Here is a 16,834-nt window from a genome sequence, read left to right on the forward strand (position 1 = left end):
GCGACACAACCGGCCCATCGGTATGTAGGAGTTGGTGCCGAACTTTGGCCGGATTTTGGCGGAAGTGGCACAACTTTCGCCGATACGTCTTGACACAAGGCCGAAAAAGGCGCGTACTTCCATCGACAGTTACCCCTGACTCCACCTCCCACGCTCTGTGACTCCCACTCTTACCCCCTCGCTCCCGAACGCACACGAGCAGCTGCACCCTGCCCTCACGCGAGCGGGGCGCCGTCACCGATTGGGGAACCATGACCGAGGTAGGCAGAGGCATGGCGGAAGGCCGGTTCTCCCGGCGCGCCTTCACCGCCTCCGCGGCGTTCGCCGCGGTCGCACCGTTAGTAGCATCCAGCCAGGCCGAGGCAGTGATCGACAAGCCCGCGGACAAGCCCGGCAAGGGCAACGTCCGCCGCATGACCCTGTACGCCGAGCGGCTGCCGGACGGCCGGCTGGGCTACGGCCTGGAGCCCGGCAAGCCCACGATCCCCGGACCTCTCCTCGAAATGGTCGAGGGCGACACCCTCGAGATCGAGATGGTCAACAACCTGGACGTCCCTGCCAGCCTGCACGTGCACGGCGTCGACTACGACACGGCCAGCGACGGCACCAGACTGAACAACAGCGTGGTGGAGCCGGGCGGCCGGCGTACCTACACCTGGCGCACCCACGCCCCCGGCCGGCGCCCGGGCGGCAGCATCGAGCCCGGCAGCGCCGGCTACTGGCACTACCACGACCACGTCGTGGGGACCGATCACGGCACAGGGGGAATCCGGCAGGGGCTCTACGGGCCACTGGTGGTCCGCCGGAAGGGCGACATCAGGCCGGACAAGCAGTTCACCGTCGTCTTCAACGACATGTCGATCAACAACCAGCCGGCCCATCAGGCGCCCGAGTTCGTCGCGAAGCTCGGCGAGCGGGTGGAGTGGATCGTGATCACGCACGGCGAGTTCTACCACACATTCCACATCCACGGGCACCGCTGGGCCGACAACCGCACCGGCCTGCTGGAGCACCCGCAGGACCAGAGCCGGATCATCGACACCAAGATCACCGGACCGGCCGAGTCGTTCGGCTTCCAGGTGATCGCCGGGGAGCGCGTCGGCCCCGGAGCGTGGATGTACCACTGCCACGTCCAGAGCCACTCCGACATGGGGATGGCCGGGATCTTCACGGTGACCGACGCGGACGGGAACGTCCCCGATCGCCCGGGTGACGGCCACACGGACCACTCGACGGGCTCGCATCACTGACGCAGGCCACTCGACGGGCTCGCACCACTGACGCGGGCCACTCACTCGACGGACGCGCACCACTGACGCGGCCCGGGACCCGGCCGCGGCAGGACCCTCAGCTCTTCCCCAGCAGGTCCCGAATCACCCTCAACTCGAAGGAGCGAACGATGGGCCGGAAAGCCCTCTTACCGCCCCGACCACCCGCCTGGCGCCGCTTGCTGATCACGATGTCGAGCGCCGTCCTGGTCCTCGGGCTGGCGACCCCCGTCGCCGTACCCGCCCAGGCACAGGCCGCCGCCGCTCCGAAGCCGCCGGAGCATGGCCCCGGAAAGGGGTCTGTGAACGTGCTGGTCTTCCACGGCCCCGCCGACCAGCAGGACGACCCGGTCAAGCAGGCCGCGGCGGCGATCAAGGAACTGGGTGGGAAGAACGGCTTCTCCGTCGACGCCTCGCAGGATCCGGCGGTGTTCACCACCGACAACCTGGCACGCTACCGCGGCGTGGTGTTCCTGTCCGCCAAGGGCGCGGCGCTGAACGACGGCCAGCTGGCCGCCTTCCAGGCCTACATCAGGGACGGCGGCGGGTTCGTCGGAGTCCACGACGCCGCGCGCGCCCAGGCGGACTCGGCCTGGTTCACCGAGCTGATCGGCACCCGCCCCGCCGGCAGCCTCCCCCCTCCGGAGAAGGTGGTGGAGAGCGCCGCCAGCGCCGAGAACCCGCCGAACGAGACGAAGGACAAGCTGTTCGACGGGAGCAACGACACCAAGTGGCTGGCCCGGACTCCGACCGGATGGATCCAGGGGAAGCTCGAGAAGCCGGCCGCGATCGCGCACTACGCGTTGACGTCCGCCAACGACTTCCCCGGACGTGACCCGAAGGACTGGGCCCTGCAAGGCTCCCAGAACGGGACGGACTGGACCGACCTCGACAAGCGGAGCGGGGAGAGCTTCCCCCAGCGGTTCCAGACCAAGGAGTACACGTTCGCCAACAGCACGGCGTACCAGTACTACCGGCTCAACATCACCGCGAACGGCGGCGAGCCCCTGATCCAGCTGGCCGAGCTGCGGCTGTTCGGCCCCACCGCCGGAGAGCCACCGGAGAGCAAGCCGCAGGAGGCCGTCGTCGAGCTCGTCGACCGCCAGCACCCGGCGAACAAGGGGCTGCCCTTCACCGTGAAGCGCACCGACACGTGGATGAACTGGAGCCCCAACCCGCTGGGCAAGGTCCACACGGTCGCTCAGGTCGGCGAGCACACCTACGACCAGGGTCTGAACGGCAACGGCGCGTTCCATCCGATCTCGTGGTGCCGTGACTACGACGGCGGCCGGTCGTTCTACACCGGCATGGGCGGCACCAAGGCCGGCTACACCGGCGACGAGCAGTTCCGCAGTCACCTCGGCGGCGCCATCCGGTGGGCGGCCGGCCTGGTGCGCGGTGACTGCCAGGCGACGATCGCCTCGAACTACACCGTCGAGCGGCTGACCGCGCAGAACAAGCAGGGCCAGCTCGACCAGATCGGCGAGCCCCACGGCCTGACCATCGCCCCGGACGGCAAGGTCTTCTACATCGGCAAGGCGGCCTGCACGACCGGCCCGATCGCCGACTGGAACGACCCCAAGGTCGGCCTCGGCTGCGGCACCATCCACCAGTGGGACCCGAAGACCAAGCAGGTCAAGCTCCTGACCACGCTCCCCGTCATGGGCAACCGCGGCAGCGGCGACGAACTGGTCAAGAACGAGGAGGGCCTGGTCGGCATCACGCTCGACCCCAAGTTCGAGCAGAACGGCTGGGTCTACGTCTACTGGATGCCGCACGAGTCGATCGACAGGGACAAGCGGATCGGCAAGCGGACGGTCTCCCGGCTCACCTACGACGCCGCGAACCAGAGCATCGACCAGGGCACCCGCAAGGACCTGCTGCAGTGGGACACCCAGATCCACAGCTGCTGCCACGCGGGTGGCGGCATGGCCTTCGACAAGGACGGCAACCTCTACGTCGGCACCGGTGACAGCAACTCCTCCGGCGGCTCGGGCGGCTACTCCGGCAACAACTGGACCGCGGACTACAAGGGCGTCTCGTTCCAGGACGCCCGCCGTACCGCGGGCAACACCAACGACCTCAACGGCAAGATCCTCCGCATCCACCCGGAGCCCGACGGCACCTACACCATCCCCAAGGGCAACCTGTTCACCGGCAAGGAGGAGGGCGGCGGCAAGACCCGCCCGGAGATCTGGGTGATGGGCGTGCGCAACATCGCCCGCATCGCCTGGGACAATGTGAACGACTGGCTCACCGCCGGATGGGTCGGGCCCGACGCCGGCGGCCCCAGCGAGACGTGGGGTCCCGCCAAGTACGAGACCGCCACGATCCTCAGGTCCGCCGGCAACCAGGGCTGGCCGTACTGCATGGGCGACAGGCAGCCCTACCGTGACCGCAGCAACTCCGACGCCACCCAGCCCGCCGACTGGTACGACTGCGACCACCTGAAGAACACCTCACCGCGCAACACCGGCCTCGTCGACATCCCGCCGGCGCGCTCCAACATGATCTGGTACTCGCCGCAGGGCGGCGGCCCCGTCTACCCGAAGCGGAACGACGGCAGCGGCCTGCCCACGTACAAGCCGGGCGAGGAGACCCTCACCATTCCCTACCTCAAGGGCGGCGGCCAGGCGGTCATGTCGGGGCCGACCTACCATCGCTCCCAGGTCGACACCGACAGCGGTGTGGCGTGGCCGGCGTACTGGGAGAACAAGTGGTTCATCGGTGACGAGTCCAACGGCAACAACCGCGTCGCCGTGACCGTCGACCCGAAGACCGTGCCCGAGGCCGGCCGGCCCGTGTTCGGCGAGGACCTGCGCCAGATCATCCCGGGCGGCGGCGGCAACACCCAGCTCCAGTCGTGGATGGACGCCAAGTTCGGGCCGGACGGCGCGCTCTACATGCTCGACTACGCCGGCGGATTCTTCAGCCTCCACGCCAACCAGAAGCTGATCCGCGTCGCCTACAAGGGTGGTCCGGCGACACCGAACCCGAGCCTGGCCGTGGCGCGTCCCGTCCGGCAGAGCGACCCCAGGACGATGGCGTTCTCCAGCACGAAGGCCGGCGGCGTGTCGTGGGAGTGGGACTTCGGCGACGGCAGCAGGCCGTCGAAGGAGGCGAACCCCACGCACTCCTACAAGGACTTCGGCACGTACAAGGCGACGCTGAAGATCACCTACGCCGACGGCACGGCGGCCACCGGCACGATCGACGTCAAGGTCGAATGCACCGCCCCCGACGCCCGGCCGACGGTCCGGCTGCTCGACACCGACACCGGCGTGGCCAACCGCGTGGCCGGCGGCGGCTGCACGCTGAACGACCTGATCGACGACGAGCGCGGCTGGAAGAACCACGGCGAGTTCATGAGCCACCTCAACGACGTGGTGAACCAGGCCCGCAAGGGCGGCGTCATCGACGACCGCGAGGCGTCCGCGCTCAAGAAGGCGGGCGCCCAGTCCGAGATCGGCAGGACGAACGGGTACGAGACCCTCTTCGACGGGACGGCGCAGTCGCTCCAGGGGTGGACGCAGGCCCCGTCGGGACAGTTCAGCCTGCAGCCGGACGGCACGATCCGCGCCTCCGGCGGCCTCGGAATGCTGTGGTACTCCAAGAAGGCGTACGCCGACTTCTCGCTGCGGCTGCAGTTCCGTGACGTCGCGCCCGACGCGCTGCGCGCCAACAGCGGAGTCTTCGTACGGTTCCCCGACCCGAGAACGCCACTGGAGCAACGTCCGGCGGGAAGCTGCGGAACGACCGGCTCGGCCCGTACGTCGCCCGCCTGGGTCGCGATCTTCTGCGGTCACGAGATCCAGATCTACGACGGCGACACGGGCGAGCCGCAGAAGACCGGCTCCGTCTACAACTTCGCCGCCACGGGCCTGGACAAGGCCGGGGTCACCCCGAAGGGCACGTGGAACGACTACGAGGTCCGGGTGGTCGGGCAGCACTACACGATCACCCGCAACGGCAAGGTGATCAACGAGTTCGACAACACGCCGGGCAAGACGTCGTCCCGCGCTGGCGACCCGCCCACGGACCTGCGCCAGTTCATCAGCGGGTTCGTCGGGTTGCAGAACCACAGCAACAACGACGCGATCGAATTCCGCAACATCCGGGTGCGCGAACTCTAGGCCGGTCCATCGGCCGGGTGCCGGGTGGGGCGCCGACCCCGCCCGGCGCCCCACCCAGCCGCGCAGACTTTGAGAGGTGCATCGATCCCATGCATGTCCGCCTGATCCATGCCTTACGCAGGACGTTCAAGGCCGCTGCCACGGCGCCGGGCCTGGCCGTGGTGCTGCTGGCCGTGGCGCTTCCCGCGCTCTTCCTGTCGTCGGCCCAGGCCGGCGCGCAGGCCCCCATGCGGCTGACGGCCCAGGCCGACCAGGTGCTCACCTGGACGGCCGACAACAGCATGACCGCGTACAAGTCGACGCCGACCACCGCCACCGCGGGTCCCGCCACCATCGTCTTCGAGAACAGTGCGGCGACCGGCAACGACACCGGCATGACGCACACCCTGACCTTCGACGTCTCCACCCCCGGCTACAACCACGACGTCAGCCTCAGCATCATCGCCAGCCCCTTCGACGCGAACGGGGGCCGCCACCAGGCGCAGGTGAACCTCACTCCGGGCAAGTACCGCTTCTTCTGCGCGATTCCCGGTCATGGCCAGATGGTCGGCGAGCTGGTGGTCACCGACGGCGGCGGGACGGACACCACCGCGCCGCAGGTGTCGGCGCAGGTGGCGGGCGACCGGAACGACGACGGCGCCTACGTCGGCTCCGCGACCGTGACCCTCACGGCGAGCGACACCGAGTCGGGGGTGGAAACCGTGGAGTACGCGCTCGACAGCGGGGCGTTCACGGCGTACTCGGCCCCGGTGTCGGTCAACGAAGTGGGCGCGCACACCGTGCGTTACCGGGCCACCGACAAGGCCGGCAACACCTCGCCGGTGGGCTCGGTGACGTTCACCGTGGCGGCCCCTCCGGGACAGGACACCACTCCCCCGCAGGTCACAGCCCAGGTGACAGGCGACCGGAACGACGACGGCAACTACGTCGGCTCCGCGACCGTGACCCTCACCGCGACCGACGCCGGGTCCGGCGTCGCCACGGTGGAGTACTCCCTCGACGGTCAGCCGTACGCGGTGTACGCCCAGCCCGTCGCCGTCAGCCAGCCCGGCGCCCACACCGTGACCTACCGGGCCACCGACAAGGCCGGCAACACCTCCGACCCGGGCACGACGACGTTCACGGTGGTGGCGGAGCAGGAGAAGGACACCACTCCCCCGCAGGTCACAGCCCAGGTGACAGGTGACCGGAACGACGACGGCGCCTACGTCGGCTCCGCGACCGTGACCCTCACCGCGACCGACACTCAGTCCGGGGTCGACAAGGTGGAGCACTCCCTGGACGACGGCGCCTTCACCGCGTACTCGGCTCCGGTGTCGGTCAACCGGCCGGGCGCGCACACAGTGCGCTACCGGGCCACCGACAAGGCCGGCAACACCTCGCCGGTGGGCTCGGTGACGTTCACCGTGGCGGCCCCTCCGGGACAGGACACCACTCCGCCGCAGGTGACGGCACAGATCACCGGCAGCATGGACTGGGCCTGGAACTACGTGGGCTCCGCCACGGTGACGCTCACCGCGACCGACGCCGGGTCCGGGGTCGCCACGGTGGAGTACTCCCTCGACGGTCAGCCGTACGCGGTGTACGCGCGGCCCCTCGCCGTCAGCCAGCCCGGCGCCCACACCGTGACCTACCGGGCCACCGACAAGGCCGGCAACACCTCGGCTGTCGGCACGGCCAAGTTCATGCTGGTCAAGTCCGCACCGGACCCGCAGACGCCCGGCCCGGGATGCCCGAAGCCGGGCAAGGACAAGGGCTGCAAGGACACGTGACCCCAGCCGGCGGGCGGCCTCCTTCCTGAAGGCCGCCCGCCGGTGCGCCCCGGCGATCTGCCGGGCGATCCGCGGGCGGCGCAGGACGACCGTGGCACCGCTTCGGCCCTGTTCGAGTCCTCCCCGCACGTCGGCGGCGCGATCACCGTGGCCGTGTGCCTCACCATGCTCGGCGCGGGGCTCGGTGACGGCAGCGCGATGCTGCTGGGCGCGGTGATCACCGGGGTCGGTGGCCTGGCCACGCTGGCCGTCCTTCCCCGGCGAGACAGATGATCCGGTCGCCGCGCCCGCGTATCAGCCCTGCCATGAACGGAGTAGCGGATGGCCGACACCGGCGAACCGATGCTCTCGGCGGAGGGGTCCGGCGACTCGAGCCGGCAGGTCTGGATCCAGCGCTCCAGGATGGAGTTCGTCCGCGGCATCCGAATCCCGCTCTTGGCGAGGCCTATTCCGGCATCGGCCGGCACGGCGTCCAAGGCCGCGGCGAATTTGGCGGCTCGGCCGGGGATGAGGAACCCGGCTGGGGGACGGACGGTGACGCCGAGGACACGGATACGGCGGGCGGCCTGCTCGATGACCGCCAGAACGTACAGGCGAGCGCCGGTGAGAGTACGGACCTCGAAGAACGGCGAGGCACCTGTCTGGCTGCGCGGGAACGCGGCCCAGGCCGTAGCGGTTCGCTCGGGAGTCGGGTCGATGCCGTGCGCTTTACCGTAGAGGCGGCAACCGGCGCCTCAGCCTGTAGCATCTGTTGGTGTGACGTCTGGGCAGAGTCCGGCGTTCGCGCTGCCCCGCGACAGAAGGAACCTGGGGCTGCGTGCGCACCGCTGCCCGACTCACCCTGAGGATGGAGAGGGGGTGAGCCGTATGACCGGAACCCTCCTGAATGCTGGTGACGAGCTCGACGTCGTCGTCACGTCCGCCAAGCCGTTCGGGCTCTTCATTGAGTCTGATTCTGGTGTGCCAGGGCTCGTCCGCGGTGGCGGTGCCGCGGTCGGCGCGACGGTACGCGTGCGCGTGATCGAGTTCGACGCAGCCAAGTCGCGATTCAGCGCGACGCTCGTCGACTGACGAGTTGGCCCGGTCGGCCTTATGCGTCGGCCGGGCCATCTTTGCTGATCGAACGCGATGGCCGGCTTCGCCGCGTTCGCTGGTCAGGCGGCTTCAGTGTCGGGTCGTCCGCCACCTTCGCCGGCCCGTTCGATATCACAGAGCGGTCGAAGCCCTCCACCGCAGGACGTCGTGGGGCAGCGGTGTCAGGAGAGCGGCGAGGAAGACTCGATCCTCGGGCGCGAATCTCACGCAGACGTCCGTGACGGTCAGGCGAGCCAGGCTCGCAGCCCTGCACGTCGAAGCGCTCATCGACGGCGGCGCGGCCGGCCCCTCGACGGGGGTGTGTTCACCAATTTAGGTAGATCTTTCCGCATATCTCCCATAAGGGAACATGTCTAACACTGCCTTTCACCTGGGACTTTACCTTCGCCGGAACCGTTGAACCGTCCTTGGGATGCACTTGACCTGCGGAAACATCAAGCTACCCTCGCTCTATCGCAGACTTCCGGTCTATTCACATTGGTCACATGATTACCAATTTTGTCAGGATCAATGTGCATATATCCGGCCTTGTTCGGGAGGTCCCCTCGCTTCCATGACGCCAGAGACACAGAGGTTCATCGAACTGCTCCAGCGCCAGCTCGGCCATGCCGACTACAGTTCGGTCCCACGGTCCGACATGTACACGAGCACGCCGGTTCAGGCGCGGCCTGGGCCCAGGGCGCCGCAGCAGGAGGCCGACGACTGGTCCGCCGAAGCACGACCCGGGTCCCAGACGCGGCACCCAGCAGGCGACCGGCCCGGGGCTGACGAGCCGGGCTGGAACACCGCGGACGGACCGGGCACGGGTGCCGCACGCCCCGCCCCCGAACACACTCAGGCTCCGGACTCACCGCCGAACGCGACAGCCCCAACCCGGGATGCCGCCGACCTTCCATCCGCCACGGTTGCCCCGGCCCCGAGTTCCCCCGACAACCCGAACGCCAGTCCGACATCGGACACACCGTCCACCACATCCACCCCCACCGCCAGCCCCAGCCCGACATCCGACACCCCGAGCGCCACCCCAACTCCCACGGTCACCCGGTCCTCCGAAACGCCGTCCGCCACGGCCACCCCGACTCCAACCGCTTCCGAGACGCCCCCCACAGCCGGCGCATCGGCGCCGCAGACGGCTCCGGAAACCACTCCTTCGCCGACCGCCACCACCGCCGAACCGACCGAGCCCGCCGCTTCTCCCGAGCCCGAGCCGACCGCTTCCCCGACGGAGGCGACGGTCATGTCTCAGTCCGAGCCGGCCGCCACCCCCACGCCGGCCACCGCCCCCTTCTCGGCCGAGCCGCTCACGTCCTCCGCGACCGGGCCAGTCCCCGAGGAGAGCACCCCTGCCGCGCCGAAAGCGGCTGACACCGCAGTGTCGACGGCGTTCCCCACGCATCTCCAGTCCTCGGTCAGCAGCCCGCTGCCGAGCCTGTCCACTCCGGCGCTGGTCACCTCGGCCGTGGTCACCGTCATGGCTCTGTTCGCGGTGTTCGTGGTGCTCAAGACCCGCGCCGGTGCCCGCTCGGCCGCCGCCGCCACCGGGTACGCGCCCCCGAGGCCGCCCGAGCCGGTCGTCCCGCGACACGGCGTCGCCGAGCCCGACGAGGGCACGGGGTGGAGACGGGAGCTCCTGGAAGCCATCGAGGCTGCCATAGTCCTCGACACCACTCCACCCGGCGAGCAGGACGGCGCCCCACCTGCACCCTCCCAGCAGGGGAACTGGCGACCCGGCCCTGCTCCCGGCCCTCAGGAGGAGGACCCCTTGACCGAGCCGCTGGAGTCGATCGTCGTCACCGGGCCCGTCGAGCGCATCGTCATCCCCGCGGCGACGAGCCCGTTCAACGCCTTCACCCCGGCCGGTTCCACGGACGAGAACGTCCCCGGCCCGGCCCACAACGGGCGCAGCGAGCACGGCAACCAGCACGCCGGCGATGAGGATGTCACCGACGGGAGGACGCCTCCGTCCCCGGCCCCCGACGCGCTCTAGCTTGAGCGCCTGCTCAAGCCGGGGGCTGGAGATTCGGCGTGTCTGGCGAATCCGCAGGCCGGACGCTGCGGCCGAATCTGCGAGCTCTGGGCTGCTTGCCGGATCCGTTCGCTCACCGTCCGAGTGAGGGATCGTGGCTGTTGAGCCTCGCCCGCAGCTCATCGGCGGTGCGGTGCCCCAGTTCGTCCAGGATGGTCAGCGAGAGGCGCCACGAGTCGACCGCCTGGGTGGGCCGACCGGCCGCGTGGAGCGAGTCACCGAGGTGGAGCAGGATTTCGGCCTCGTCGTAGCGGTGCCCGAGATCGCGGCACGAGATGAGAGCACGCCGGTAGTGCGCGATCGCGTCCTGAAGGTCGCCCCGGTGATGGTGGATCTTGCCCAGCGTGTCCAAGATATGGCCTTGGCCGGACTTATCGCCCAATTCGGTGGCGATGGCCAGCGCCTTCTCGCCGGCCTGGAGTGCTCGCTCGTAGTCGCCGAGCGCGCACCGGCACCAGCCGATCAGGTTCAGGACGTAGGCTTCGGTGGCGGTCAGCCGAGCCCTGCGAAGAGGATCGAGGGCCGCCTGCGCATGCCGCAGGGCCTCCTCCATGCGTCCCCCGTGGACGCAGGCCAGGGCGATGTCGAAGTGGCATAATCCTTCTTCGGCCAGATCGCCCGCCTCGCGCGCGAGCGCGACGCCCCGGTGGAAGAGCGCGTACGCCTGCTCGAGATCCCCGCGTTCGGCGGCCGGCGGAACGAGCCACCGGTACGCGGCCGCCTGCGCTCGCCGATCGCCCGTGCGAACGGCCGCTTCCAGCGCGACGTGCAGGCAATCGAGGTGTTCCTGCCGGTGACCTCGCCGGAGCAGCCAGAATTGGAAGGCCGACACCAACTGGACGATCTGGGCGTACAGGCCGTCGGCCATGGCCTGGCGGAGGACCGCCGTCAGGACCGCGTGCTCGGCCTGGAACCACGCCAGCGCCTGCCGGTGTTCTGCCAGGTGCTCGGCTCGCACGCCGGGGGCGGCCGGCTCGGGGGCCTCCAGCCACTCAGCCGGCACGTACAGCCGCACCGCCGCCTCGTACGCGGTGTGCAGGTAGTGTTCGACCACTCGGCACGCCGCGGCACGTCGCTGCGCCGGCTGCTCCGTCTCGCCCGCGAGCTCTCGCGCGAAGGCACGGAGCAGGTCGTGGCAGGCGTACCGGCCATGCGTGACCTCCGTAACCAGGTGCGCGTCGAGCAGGGCGTCGAGGAGCCGCCGGACCCGCGCCGGCTCGACGCCCGCCAGGCTGGCGGCCGCCGCCGCGGTGAGGTCCGGTCCAGGATGTACGGCGAGCAACCGGAACAGGCGGGCCACGTCGTCGGGCAGCACGTCGTAGGAGCGGGCCAACACCACCCGCAGACTGGTGGCCGAGTCCGTGGTGGCCAGCCCACCCAGATCACCACCGGCCCGGCGCAGGTCCGCGGCCAGGGCGCTCAGCGGCATGGCCGGGCTCGTGACCGCCCGGCCCGCGGCGATCGCCAGGGCCAGGGGAAGCCGCGCACACGCGGTGATGATCTCGTCGGTGGCGTCCGGGTCGGCCTCGACCCTCCGTCGGCCGAGGCGGTGGGCGAGCAGTTCACGGGACTCCGCCCGCGCAAGCACGTCCAGCGTGATCAGCCCGGCTCCCTCCTCGGCGATCAGACCGCTCAACTGGCGGCGGCTGGTGACGATGACGCTGCAGTGAGGGCCGCCGGGAAGCAGCCAGCGAACCTGCTCGACGTCACGGGCGTTGTCGAGCACGACCAGGACGCGCCTGTCCGCCAGCGTCGTCCGGTACAGCGCGGCCCGGGCCGGCAGATCCTCAGGGATCCGCTGCGGCGGCACGCCCATGGCCTCCAGGAAGGCCGTCAGCACGTCCTGCGGATCGGTTGCGTCGTGGGCCGGACCGAAACCCTGCAAGTTCACATAGAGCTCTCCATCCTCGAATCGGCCACGTGCCTGGTGGGCCCAGTGCAGCGCCAGGGACGTCTTGCCGACGCCGGCCGTGCCGGACACGATGCAGATCCTCGTCCCTCCCGCGCCCGCGTCGAGCTGACGGTCCAGTTCCGCCAGTGAACCGGCACGCCCCGCGAACCCGGACACGCCGACCGGCAGTTGCCGTGGCGGCGGGGGCGAAGCGGTCATCTCGGATGCCGCCGGCTCGGGCTCCCGGCCCGTGAAACCGTCCACCTCCGTCGGCGCCCCGAGCTCCGCCCGGGATGCCGCGGCGAGCGCCTCCCGTTCCCGCGGGTCCAGCCCGAGGGCCTCCGCCAGGCTCCGGAGCGACGCGCTCCGGGGTCGCTCCACGCCATCGCCTTCGAGCCTGCGAATGGTGCGGACGTTGACGCCCGCCCGATCGGCGAGCTCGTCCTGGGTCAGCAGCGCCCGGTTCCGCCAGGCCCGAAGAAGCGTTCCCAGGCTTCGGCACTCCTCGCCGGCGTGGACGTCGGCATCGTCTCCTGTCCCAGCAGACATGACACTTCCCCGATCTAGGTGCCGGCGATGGGCACTTGCCATGACACCACAATGTCCCGCGGGTGTTGAGCCGGCGGGGGGTCAGCCGGCGGGAGGTCTTCTCGCCGACCACGGCCGTGCGTTGGGCGATGCGCCCATTCATGGTGACCATGCTGACCTGATGCTCACCTGATGGCGGAAGGTCCGGTGCGCGGGGTCCAGGAGGGCACTCCTGGGCTGCGCGGAAGCGACGGCCGTCCCAGAGCCGACGCGAGGCCAGGTGTCTGCGACTTCGATCCCGTTGTTCAAGCTGAGGACGTTCTTCACCAAGGGGTAAGGCATGCCTGACGAGCGGCAGAAGTGAGAGGACTGACATGGCGCTGATTCTGGTGACCGGAGCATCCAGCGGGCTCGGGTACGACACGGCACGCGCGTTGGCCGATGAGGGGCACGACGTGGTCGTCCACGTCCGTAACCGGGCCCGTCTCACCGACGCGGACGACACCGCCAGGTGGAAAGGCGTCGTCACCGGGGAGCTCGCCAAGCTGGACGAGATCCGCGGCGTTGCCCGGCAAGCCTCCAGGTTCGGCCGCTTCGACGCCGTCATCCACAACGCCGGCACCATGCACTCCCCCGAAGCGGGGATCGTCAACGTCGTGGCCCCCTACGTGCTGACGGCCCTGATGGACAAACCGGCCAGGCTCATCTACCTCAGCAGTTCCATGCACCGAAACGGCTCCACCGACCTGCGACGGCTGGCCGATGGCACCGCTTCCTACAGCGACAGCAAGCTGTGGGTCACCACCCTCGCGCTCGCACTGGCGTCCCGATGGGAAGGAACCTCCAGCCATGCGGTCGACCCCGGGTGGGTCCCCACCCGGATGGGCGGTCCCAGCGCACCGGACGACCTGACCGCCGGGCACCAGACCCAGGTGTGGCTCGCCACCCACCATGACGTGACCCCCAGCACCGGCGGCTACTGGTACCACCGGCAGGTGCAGGCACCGCACCCGGCGGCGCAGGACGAAAAGTTCCAGGCTGACCTCATTCACGTCCTGGAGAGCCACACAGGCGTCCCGCTCGACGACCGCCACGCTCTTTGACCAGGACGAGCGCGAAGGCCGTCTCTAACGGGTTGCGCACGGTGCACGCGTACGCGGCCGTTTCAGCGACCGAGCCGCTGGTTCCCACCCGATCGAGCGCCGTGATGTCGGCCCGCACGATATGACCGTACGTCAGCGGCCGTTCGGCCGCTCCGCGTCTCCACCGGCGCCGGGAGCGGGACGGATGAGGCGGACCATGGCGCGGTACAGCGCGGTAGGCGCGGGGGACTGCTCCAGCGGTGGCAGGTCGGCACCGGGGGCGGCGTAGGCGCGCAGCATCTGGCCGACCAGGCGGCGCCAGGTGCCGGGGGCGGCGTCTTGGGTGGCGGCGACGACGCCGGCGTTGGCCATCAGCAGGATGACGAGGTCTTCTGAGGTGAAGTCGGCGCGCAGGTGACCGCCGGCCTGGGCGCGGGCGATGAGTTCGAGGAACCCGTTGTAGGCCTCCGCGCGGCGGGCTTCCAGGGCTTTGGCGGTGGGGAAGGTCATGGTCAGTACGTCGGCGAAGCCGCGGTCGGCGGCCTGCATGGCGCACACCGTGTGGATGTAGCCGGTGAAGCCGCGCCAGGGGTCGGGGTCGGCGAGGGCCTGGGCGACGGCGGCGGCGTAGGCGTCCATGCGGTCGGCGAAGACGGCGTTGATGAGCTCTTCGGGGGTGGCGAAGCGGCGCGACAGGGTGGCCTTGCCGACGCCGGCTTCGCGGGCGATGCAGGCCATGGAGACGCCGAGTCCGTGGCTGGCGTACAGGCGGCGGGCGGCGGCCAGGATGCGCTCGCGGTTGCGTTCGGCGTCGGCGCGCAGCCCCGGTTCTGGCTGCCGGTCCGGGGACGGGTCGGGGTCTGCGGTGGAGGTCATCACTCCAGTCTACCAACTGGAACGGGCTACCCACTTTAGATGCCGCCACCGCGGCCGGCTACCCGGTAATGGGGCAGGTGCCGCGCGGGGCAACCGGCAGAGCCAGGTGTCGACCTCGATCAGGGCTTCAGGAGATGTGGGGGCTGCGGCGTTCGATGAGGATGACGTCGCGCCAGACCCCGTGGTGGCGGCCGATCCGCTCGCGGGTGCCGATGACGCGGAATCCGGCGCGGGCGTGCAGGGCGAGGCTGGCGGTGTTCTCGGGGAAGATCCCGGATTGGACCGTCCAGATCCCGGCGGCCTCGGTCGAGGCGATCAGGGCGCCGAGCAGGGCGGAGCCGGCGCCGCGGCCGCGGGCGTCGGGGTGGACGTAGACGGAGTGCTCCACGACGCCGGCGTAGGCGCATCGGTCGGAGACCGCGGAGGCCGCGACCCAGCCGAGGACCTGACCGGCAGGGTCGAGGGCGACGTGGCGGTGTGCGGGCAGCTTGGCGGCGTCGAACTGGGCCCAGGTGGGTGCTCGGGTCTCGAAGGTGGCGTGCCCCTCGTCCATGCCGAGCTGGTAGATGGCCAGGACCTGGTCGGCGTGGTCGGGCGTCATGGCGGCGATGCGCAGGGTGGGCGTCATGCCGGGTCCCCGGCGTCGGGCAGGAGTTCGCCGACCAGGGCGCGGATACGGATTTCGATCTCGTCGCGGATGGGGCGCACGGCGGCGATGCCCTGGCCCGCGGGGTCGTCGAGCTTCCAGTCCTCGTAGCGCTTGCCGGGGAAGATCGGGCAGGCGTCGCCGCATCCCATGGTGATGACGACGTCGCTGGTCTGGACGGCCTCGGCGGTGAGCGCCTTGGGCAGCTCGGCGGCGAGGTCGATGCCGACCTCGCTCATCGCCTCGACCACGGCGGGGTTGACGCGCTCGGCGGGGGCGGAGCCCGCGGAGCGGACCTGGACGCGGCCTCGGGTCAGGTGGGTGAGGAACGCGGCGGCCATCTGGGATCGGCCCGCGTTGTGCACGCAGACGAACAGCACGGACGGAACACGAGCGGTCATGGGTGTGCGCTTTCTGGCTCGGCCGCGGCAGGACGGCGCGTGGGTGCGGGTGCCGCGAGCGCGGGGAACAGGATGGCGACCAGTCCCGCGCCGACGAGCCCGCCCAGCAGCTGGGCGGCGACGAACGGGCCGACCGAGGCGGGGGCGATGCCCGCGTAGGTGTCGGTGAAGGCCCGGCCGATGGTGACGGCAGGGTTGGCGAAGCTGGTGGAGGAGGTGAACCAGTAGGCGGCCCCGATGTAGGCGGCCACCGCCGGCGCGGAGAGGTGGGATCGGCCTGCCCGGGCGAGGCCGAAGACGAGCAGGACCAGCCCGGCGGTGGCCACCGCTTCGGCCAGCCACAGATGGCCGGCGAAGCGCGCGTGAGCCGACCACTCCACCACCGGCAGATCGAACATCGCGTTGGCGAGCGCGGCCCCGGCCACCGCCCCGGCGATCTGCGCGCCCGCGTACGCGGCCGCCTCCGGCAGCGCCAGGCCCGCAGGCTCGCGGCGGCCCTGCCACCAGGCTGCCAAGGACACGACCGGGTTGAAGTGCGCACCCGAGACCGGGGCCAGCAGGGCGATCAGCACGCCCAGGCCGAGCACCGTGGCCAGCGAGTTGGCCAGCAGCGCCACGCCGGCGTCGCGGCTGAGCCGTTCGGCCTGGATGCCGGAGCCGGCCACGACGGCGACCAGCAGCGCGGTCCCGACCGCCTCAGCGGCCAGGCGCCGCCGCAGCGGCAGGTTCATGTGCCCGAGCTCGCAGGGACGGAGTCCTGTACGGGGGTCTGGAGCAGGCCGGACAGCCGGCGCAGCGCGGCCGGGATCACCCAGTAGTACACCCACGTGCCGCGCCGCTCGGAGCCGACCAGGCCGGCCTCCCGCAGCACCTTCAGATGGTGCGAGATGGTCGGCTGAGACACGTCGAACGGCCCGGTCAGGTCGCACACGCACGCCTCACCGCCCTCGTACGAGGCGATCAGGGACAGCAACCGCAACCGGACCGGATCCGACAGCGCCTTGAACATCCGCGCCAGCTCGACGGCGTCGCCCTCGCCCAGCGGCTCACGCACCATGGGCGCGCAGCATCCCTCACCGGCGGGGAACACCGGCAGCACCTGCTTCGACATACGTC

Annotated in this window: 14 protein-coding genes; 7 read left to right on the forward strand and 7 right to left on the reverse strand. The window is 70.4% G+C overall.

Translation table 11 applies throughout. The annotated features are described in order from the left end of the window. The first annotated feature begins 251 nt into the window (after positions 1-251). The 5 genes from H4W80_RS11235 (at position 252) to H4W80_RS11255 (ending at position 8,244) form a co-directional block, all read left to right on the forward strand. On the forward strand, positions 252-1,250 hold the full coding sequence (locus tag H4W80_RS11235; protein WP_225963364.1) for a multicopper oxidase domain-containing protein: 999 nt from the start codon (positions 252-254) through the stop codon (positions 1,248-1,250). 209 nt (positions 1,251-1,459) lie between these two features. After that, positions 1,460-5,401, forward strand: coding sequence for a ThuA domain-containing protein (locus tag H4W80_RS11240; protein ID WP_225963365.1), 3,942 nt, complete (start codon positions 1,460-1,462; stop codon positions 5,399-5,401). 89 nt (positions 5,402-5,490) lie between these two features. Continuing rightward, complete coding sequence (locus H4W80_RS11245) at positions 5,491-7,173, forward strand: OmpL47-type beta-barrel domain-containing protein (protein ID WP_192785039.1); 1,683 nt, start codon at positions 5,491-5,493, stop codon at positions 7,171-7,173. 42 nt (positions 7,174-7,215) lie between these two features. Further along, entirely contained in the window at positions 7,216-7,446 is a 231-nt protein-coding gene (locus H4W80_RS11250; RefSeq protein WP_192785040.1) for a hypothetical protein, read from the forward strand. Positions 7,447-8,040: 594 nt separating this feature from the next. Further along, positions 8,041-8,244, forward strand: coding sequence for a hypothetical protein (locus H4W80_RS11255; RefSeq protein ID WP_192785041.1), 204 nt, complete (start codon positions 8,041-8,043; stop codon positions 8,242-8,244). Between the two features lie 858 nt (positions 8,245-9,102). Here the strand turns inward: H4W80_RS11255 and H4W80_RS11260 are convergent. Next, on the reverse strand, positions 9,103-9,507 hold the full coding sequence (locus H4W80_RS11260; RefSeq protein WP_192785042.1) for a hypothetical protein: 405 nt from the start codon (positions 9,505-9,507) through the stop codon (positions 9,103-9,105). Here H4W80_RS11260 and H4W80_RS11265 point away from each other — a divergent pair. After that, on the forward strand, positions 9,506-10,255 hold the full coding sequence (locus H4W80_RS11265) for a hypothetical protein (RefSeq protein WP_192785043.1): 750 nt from the start codon (positions 9,506-9,508) through the stop codon (positions 10,253-10,255). The two genes, H4W80_RS11260 and H4W80_RS11265, sit on opposite strands and share 2 nt — an antisense overlap. Before the next feature lie 112 nt (positions 10,256-10,367). Here the strand turns inward: H4W80_RS11265 and H4W80_RS11270 are convergent, their stop codons facing one another. Beyond that, complete coding sequence (locus H4W80_RS11270) at positions 10,368-12,734, reverse strand: ATP-binding protein (RefSeq protein WP_192785044.1); 2,367 nt, start codon at positions 12,732-12,734, stop codon at positions 10,368-10,370. A gap of 353 nt (positions 12,735-13,087) precedes the next feature. Here H4W80_RS11270 and H4W80_RS11275 point away from each other — a divergent pair, with 353 nt between their 5' ends. After that, positions 13,088-13,816 carry an SDR family NAD(P)-dependent oxidoreductase gene (locus H4W80_RS11275; RefSeq protein WP_192785045.1) on the forward strand — a complete coding sequence of 243 codons (729 nt, stop codon included), beginning with the start codon at positions 13,088-13,090 and terminating at the stop codon, positions 13,814-13,816. A gap of 132 nt (positions 13,817-13,948) precedes the next feature. On the opposite strand, the gene H4W80_RS11280 is transcribed toward H4W80_RS11275, so the two are convergent. The 5 genes from H4W80_RS11280 to H4W80_RS11300 form a co-directional block, all read right to left on the reverse strand. Then, positions 13,949-14,671, reverse strand: a complete 723-nt coding sequence (locus tag H4W80_RS11280) for a TetR/AcrR family transcriptional regulator (RefSeq protein WP_192785046.1) — start codon at positions 14,669-14,671, stop codon at positions 13,949-13,951. Between the two features lie 127 nt (positions 14,672-14,798). After that, positions 14,799-15,299 carry a GNAT family N-acetyltransferase gene (locus H4W80_RS11285; RefSeq protein ID WP_192785047.1) on the reverse strand — a complete coding sequence of 167 codons (501 nt, stop codon included), beginning with the start codon at positions 15,297-15,299 and terminating at the stop codon, positions 14,799-14,801. Beyond that, entirely contained in the window at positions 15,296-15,718 is a 423-nt protein-coding gene (locus H4W80_RS11290; protein WP_192785048.1) for an arsenate reductase ArsC, read from the reverse strand. Before H4W80_RS11290 ends, H4W80_RS11285 begins: the two co-directional genes overlap by 4 nt. After that, positions 15,715-16,449, reverse strand: a complete 735-nt coding sequence (locus tag H4W80_RS11295) for an aquaporin (protein ID WP_192785049.1) — start codon at positions 16,447-16,449, stop codon at positions 15,715-15,717. The genes H4W80_RS11290 and H4W80_RS11295 overlap by 4 nt, the downstream gene beginning before the upstream one ends. Beyond that, a complete protein-coding gene (locus tag H4W80_RS11300) occupies positions 16,446-16,829 on the reverse strand; it encodes an ArsR/SmtB family transcription factor (RefSeq protein ID WP_225963366.1) in 384 nt (127 codons plus the stop codon). The genes H4W80_RS11295 and H4W80_RS11300 overlap by 4 nt, the downstream gene beginning before the upstream one ends. Positions 16,830-16,834 lie beyond the last annotated feature (5 nt).

This window comes from Nonomuraea angiospora (assembly GCF_014873145.1).
Lineage (GTDB): Bacteria > Actinomycetota > Actinomycetes > Streptosporangiales > Streptosporangiaceae > Nonomuraea > Nonomuraea angiospora.